This is a genomic window from Gluconobacter sp. Dm-44 (assembly GCF_018256175.1).
Lineage (GTDB): Bacteria > Pseudomonadota > Alphaproteobacteria > Acetobacterales > Acetobacteraceae > Gluconobacter > Gluconobacter cadivus.
Genome location: NZ_JAERLZ010000034.1, coordinates 1 through 5,704 on the forward strand (window position 1 = coordinate 1; position 5,704 = coordinate 5,704).

Here is a 5,704-nt window from a genome sequence, read left to right on the forward strand (position 1 = left end):
CTCCCCACCGAGCCGCCAAGGCTGACCTGGGGATAGAGATCGGCTTCGGCGACGCCGATGCCGGCCGTCGCTGCGGCGAAAAGGCGTTCTGCCTTTCTGATGTCGGGGCGACGCATCAATAGCGCGGCTCCGTCGCCAACCGGCAACGGCAGGGCAAGCGACGGAATAGTCGTGCATGCTTCCAGATCGCGCGGATAGTCCGATGGAATGCGCCCCATGACAGCGGCCAATGCGAATAACGCTGTTTTCTGATCAGCGAGGATGTCTGGAATGGCTGCTTCGCTGGCGAATGTTGCCGTTCGCGCGCGTTCACTATCAAAGCGCGTGCTGCGTCCCTCGCTGGTCATACGTAACGCGACATCAAGTGTCGCGCGTTGCACTGCAACAACGTGTCTCGCGGCGGCCAGCGCTACGCCATCAGCACAAACGCGAGCATAATTACGCGTGACAGTGGCAGCTACGATCACACGCACCTGGTCGCGTGCTGCCTGCGCCGCCTCTGACTGGTCGCGAGCCTCTTCAATTGCGCGACGGATGCCTCCCGCCAGATCGAGAGGATAACTGACGTTCATACCTAACGCGTAGCTGAAAGGCGCTGGCAGAAACCGGGTCGGACCTCCGATCCGCGAGCCAGTAGTTTGCCCACTGACATCCGTGGTTAGGGTGCGTGCTGCCTCTGCTTCGCCTACAAGCGCGTCAACTCTCCCGAGATTGGCCTCTGCGGTGCGAAGATCAGTGTTTGTAGCCAGTGCCTCGGCAACGAAAGCGTCGAGCCGGGCATCCTTATAGAGATGCCACCAATGCGGTGACAGGGGGGCCGGGACCACGCCATCGTTCCTGCCGCCAAGGAGCGCTTGCGTCACTCCAGGGCGATTGGCAATGGCCACGTCGGGAACGCGATAATCCGGCCCAGCAACGCAGCCCGTCATCAGAAGCGCCATACATAGGGCAAAAACAGATCTCACAGGTGCCTCCCAACCACGCTCAAGGGGGTAGAGGGCAGGATTTCCACAGTCGCTGTTCGTCCTGCGATCAGCTTTGTGCCCGCTGGTACGCGGTCTATGTGCAGACGGACAGGAATGCGTTGAGCGAGCCGCACCCATGAGAATGTTGGCGCGACTTTGGGCAGAAGATTTCCGGTGTTGTCGCGCTGGTCGTCGGCGATTGCGGCGGCAATACTCTCGACATGACCGACGATATCGGCATCGTCTCCCATCAGATGGATGCGCGCGCGATCGCCGATGGAGACACTGCGCAGTTTGGTTTCTTCGAAATACCCTTCCACGCGCAATGTCTCGGCGTCCACCAGTGCCATGGCTTGGACGCCAACGGCCAGATAATCACCAGGATGAAGGTCGAGATTGGTGACGGTGCCCCCGACTGTTGCGCGGATTTCAGTGCGCTGCATGTCGATCTGGGCCACGTCCCGGTCAGCGAGTGCGCGCGTCAGCGCTGCCTCTGCCGTCCGGACCTTTGCGATGTTCTGCTCGTGAGCCTCCGTCGCGACGAGATCGCGTAAGGCCAAGTCGCGTCGTTCCTCCTTGCGCGCCAGATCGAGTTGCGCCCTTGCCTCCGTTATGGCGGCTTCAGCACGTCCGAGCGCCGCGGCCCGACGCGGTCGATCAAGGACGATCAGGAGTTGTCCAGGGCGCACCACCTGATTGTCATGGACCAGAACCTGAGTGATGAGACCGCCAATATCGGTCGAAACCCGTACAACGTCAGTCCGTACGTGGCCATCACGGGTCCAGGGCGTGCGCTGATTGCGTTCCCACAGATGGAGTGCGACAGCAGCAGCGATGACAACGAGCCCAAGCGTCAAGGCATGGCGCCCCAGAAAGGTGAGGAGGAATTTCATGGGAGATGTCCGATGGTGGAGAGACCCTGCGCGAGCAGGCTGAACACAATGGTGAAGACGGCAAGTTCGACGAACGGCCGGATAGAAAACACTCTCCACGCGCCGAGGACGGTGAGCAGACGTAGCAACGCAACGGTGGTTACCAAGGCGATGAAGGCGCCTCCCAACAAGCCGGGAACAAAGACGCCACTGATGCAGAGGTCCGGAATCATGCTCTGGCCTCGCTGTTTGGGACGGAAGAAAGCGCGAAACGCAGGTCGATGAGTGGATCAAGCAGGTGACGGTGCGCGCCGGTTCCGACGACAATGCGCGCGATCAGCTCTTCAACCTGCGTATTCAGTTCGTCGACCGATGGTGAACCTCTGTCGAAATGGTGCGCGAGATCGAGCAGCAGCACCTGGATGGCACTGAGGGGCTCACTTTCCAACTGGTCGAATTGCTCATGAAGACGGCTCACTGCGTGACCGATGCGAAGGTCACGCACGATCATGTCGATCGTCTCCGTTGTCGGCCGCACCGAAAGATTTAGACGGGGTCGCAGCAGGGCGATGCGATCGATTGTCAGATTGGTCCAGACGGCTTCGGCGGAAACCCTGCTTCGGACGCGATAGGCCGCGTCTCGGCGGCCCAGCCGCAGCAACCGGTTGATCGCGGTATCTGGGGAGACGGTCTGGAACAACGTCATAGTTGCCGCTCCGAAGCCGACCCCCATCAACAGCGCGATGCTACTATTGATGGCCTCAGCGAAATCTCCGCCATAAACAGGCCCCAACCCGACAAGGATCGGGACAGTCAGCGTGATGCCAAGCGCCATGAAGGCGGTCGACGGCCGAGCCTGCAACGATCCTCCGAATAGAAACGCCGGTGCGAGGACCGCGATCAACACCCAGAATTCGAAGACACGCGGCAGGACGGTAAAGCTGTAGATCAGGCTGATCGCGATACCATGGGCCGAGCCAAGCATGTATTTTCGGACATAGGGCACCGGTGCGTCCACATTGCCGAACAGGGCACAGGTGACACCCAAAACTGATACGGCCAGCCCTCCATCGGGCCACGCAGACCAAATCCAAAAAAAGCAGCCGAGGAGGATCCCCAAAGCGGCACCCAGACCTGCCCGCGCCGCCATCATCGGATCGCGGTGGAAGATATAGCCCGTCGTTTTCTCAGCGCCCTGAAATGACTCTGTTGCACACTCTACCGCGCTGGCTTCGGCGCCGAGCCGTTCGATATCGTGCAGGAGACCGACGAGTTCGGTGAGATGACGGGCGATGTTGGCGACAAGGCCATCAATCAAGGTGGCGTCATCAACATGGCCGAATGAACGGGCAGTCTGGAACAGCCTGTGCGCCTCTGTCACGCGATCACTCGGTGTGTCCAGAGTGATCCAGCTGCGAACTTTGCATAAAAGCTGCGCTAGTTCCTCAGGCATTCCAGGCGCATGAATGAGGGAGATCCGTTCCTCAACATCGGCGAGGAGCAACAACAGGTGAGCCAGCCGATCATGTAAAGCGCGCAACGTTGAGTCGCTTAGACGTGTTGTAACCGGATCATAAGGAAGGTGTGTCGCCAGCCCTCGGAGCGCGAGCAGGTCCAGAGCCATTCGGTAGCGATCATCGTGGCATGAGCTTTCCAAGACATTATTCAATACGTCGCAGGCCAGTTTTCGGGCATCATGCAGCGTTGCTGTCAGCTTGGCCTGAAACTGGCCGGTCATCGGCCGGGGGACCACATAGCGATGGATCACCACAGCACACAGAATGCCCAGTGCGATCTCCTGTACGCGCACGATGGCGGTGTCGAAGACTGCGCCAGGCGCCGCAACTGCAGGAAAGCCGATCAGGCTGGTTGTGTAGCCGGACAGCACGAAGGCATAAGAGCGCGGCGTGCGGTCGAGTAGCGACAGAAACAGACCGAGACCGATCCATCCTGCGAGCACCGCACTGCACACCACTGGCTCGTTGGCGAAGGTCGGAACGATTGTGACGGTCGCGAGCGCCCCGGCCAGAGTGCCCATCAGACGGTAGAGACCACGACTGAGCGAGGCGCCCCTCGTGGGTTGCGACACGAGATAAACGGTGACGATCGCCCAGGCAGGGCGCGGCAATCCAATGCGAAGCGCTATGAAATAAGCCAGCATCGCGGCAGCGAAACTCTTGGCGGAAAAGAGCAGTGCTTCACCGTCCGCCCTGAGGGTCGGGTTACGAAGCAAGGCGATAAGTTACGGCAGAATCAACGCGGGTCTGATCCACCCGTCCTGCCAGAAGGGCCTGAATGTCATGCCTTGTTGATAATAAGTTGCAACAACCGGGTAAATTAGGTATCCAGACAATCAATCACTGAAAGCTGCCAATCCGATGTCGTACCGCTCCTCAGCTATCGCTTCCGTGGACCCGGACACTTCAGATGCAACCGCAATCGCCCACAGGCTCGATTTTACTGATCATGCATCCGAAGTGCCGACGCACATCCATCGAAAAGGACAGCTGATTCTGGCATCTTATGGCGCCGTTACCTGCACGGCCGCCCAGAACGTATGGATCGTTCCCCCGAACTGCGGGATCTGGATTCCGGGCGGGGTGCCGCATAGTGCCCGGGCGACTGCGAACGCCCGGGTCGATTATCTCTTCGTTGAAAGTGGTGCGAGTAGCCTTCCCGATCATTGCTGTGCGCTGGAGATCACGCCGATGATCCGGACGATGATTGATCGTCTGGCTGCTGAGCCGAAAGATTATCTTCCAGATAGTCATGCCGCCCGACTGGCGCGCGTAATGCTCGACGAATTGGCCGAGATGCCACGACAGAGGCTTAACCTGCCCGTATCAGAGCATACCAAAATTCGTGCCATTGCTGATGCGCTGACAGCCAGGCCATCAGATCGCAGTATAGTGGCCGACTGGGCGCAACGTGTTGCGATGAGCGAACGGTCTCTGGCCAGACTGATGGTTCAGGAAACCGGGTTGACATTTGGTCGGTGGCGACAACAGCTTCATCTTGTCGTCACGCTCCGTGAACTGGCGAGTGGCACGAACGTGCAGCGGGTCGCGGCCATACTCGGTTATGAGTTCGTCAATGCGTTTATTACGATGTTTCGAAAGGCTGTTGGCAGTACGCCCTCGCGGTATTTGCCTAGTGCAAACGGTCGCGAACACTTTTCCTGATCGCAGGAGAACTGAATTTTGACCAGGTTGCCACTCATACCTTGGATTTGCCCAAGCAAAGACTGCACTTACCAACCAAAACCATAAAGGCTTGTCTTTTAAGTCAGAAAACAGGCCTAAAGAAATCCCATTAATAGTTCCTCGATCCCGTCACCCAGAAATGGCACATCCATCTATTAAGGATGCTTTGGCGGACTGATATCGGATATTCTGTTGTTCTCAGTTCAGGAGTAGAATCATGTTCACTCACGTGATGATTGGTAGCAATGACCTCGAACGGGCGAGAGCTTTCTATGACGCAACATTTGCCGCCTTAGGGGGCGTCCTTGGCGAAATGGATTCCAGAGGTCGTCTCATCTACAGACACAATGGGGGACGGTTGATGATCACAACGCCGATAAACGGAGAGCCCGCGACGGCTGCTAATGGCGGGACCATTGGCATTGCTGCCGCCAGTCCCAGCCATGTTGTTGCGTGGCATGACGCCGGTATCGCCCATGGCGGAACCAGCATAGAAAGCCCGCCCATTGAGCGCCCAAACGGAGCATTCGTTGCTTACCTTCGCGATCCAGATGGAAACAAGCTTACGGCTCGTACCCAGCCCACCACCTAGAGCGATTCCACTTTAATCTGGTTCATATCCAGCGGCTGTAAAGAAACTGGTGCATTGGCTGGGAGTGAAGGC

General features: G+C 58.3%; 6 protein-coding genes. 2 read left to right on the forward strand and 4 right to left on the reverse strand.

The annotated features are described in order from the left end of the window. The 4 genes from JK213_RS15550 to JK213_RS15565 form a co-directional block, all read right to left on the reverse strand. Positions 1-929: TolC family protein (locus tag JK213_RS15550; RefSeq protein ID WP_249200737.1), on the reverse strand; the 929-nt coding region annotated here is incomplete at its 3' end. Between the two features lie 32 nt (positions 930-961). Beyond that, the gene (locus JK213_RS15555; RefSeq protein ID WP_194263425.1) at positions 962-1,858 is read right to left on the reverse strand and encodes an HlyD family secretion protein; all 897 of its coding nucleotides are present in this window, start codon (positions 1,856-1,858) and stop codon (positions 962-964) included. Continuing rightward, positions 1,855-2,070: a DUF1656 domain-containing protein gene (locus JK213_RS15560; protein WP_194263426.1), complete on the reverse strand. Its 216-nt coding sequence runs from the start codon at positions 2,068-2,070 to the stop codon at positions 1,855-1,857. Before JK213_RS15560 ends, JK213_RS15555 begins: the two co-directional genes overlap by 4 nt. Next, complete coding sequence (locus JK213_RS15565; protein WP_249200739.1) at positions 2,067-4,070, reverse strand: FUSC family protein; 2,004 nt, start codon at positions 4,068-4,070, stop codon at positions 2,067-2,069. The genes JK213_RS15560 and JK213_RS15565 overlap by 4 nt, the downstream gene beginning before the upstream one ends. Positions 4,071-4,215: 145 nt before the next feature. On the opposite strand from JK213_RS15565, the gene JK213_RS15570 reads away from it, so the two are divergent. Continuing rightward, positions 4,216-5,019 (forward strand): helix-turn-helix domain-containing protein, encoded by an 804-nt coding sequence (locus JK213_RS15570; RefSeq protein ID WP_211571881.1) that lies wholly within the window; start codon positions 4,216-4,218, stop codon positions 5,017-5,019. 238 nt (positions 5,020-5,257) lie between these two features. After that, positions 5,258-5,632: a VOC family protein gene (locus tag JK213_RS15575; protein ID WP_211571882.1), complete on the forward strand. Its 375-nt coding sequence runs from the start codon at positions 5,258-5,260 to the stop codon at positions 5,630-5,632. The last annotated feature ends 72 nt before the right edge of the window (positions 5,633-5,704 follow it).

Excerpts from the sequence above, each read along its gene's own strand:
- JK213_RS15575 (WP_211571882.1), top strand. The coding sequence starts at position 5,258 with ATGTTCACTCACGTGATGATTGGTAGCAATGACCTCGAACGGGCGAGA.
- JK213_RS15570 (WP_211571881.1), top strand. The coding sequence starts at position 4,216 with ATGTCGTACCGCTCCTCAGCTATCGCTTCCGTGGACCCGGACACTTCA.
- JK213_RS15555 (WP_194263425.1), bottom strand. The coding sequence starts at position 1,858 with ATGAAATTCCTCCTCACCTTTCTGGGGCGCCATGCCTTGACGCTTGGG.
- JK213_RS15560 (WP_194263426.1), bottom strand. The coding sequence starts at position 2,070 with ATGATTCCGGACCTCTGCATCAGTGGCGTCTTTGTTCCCGGCTTGTTG.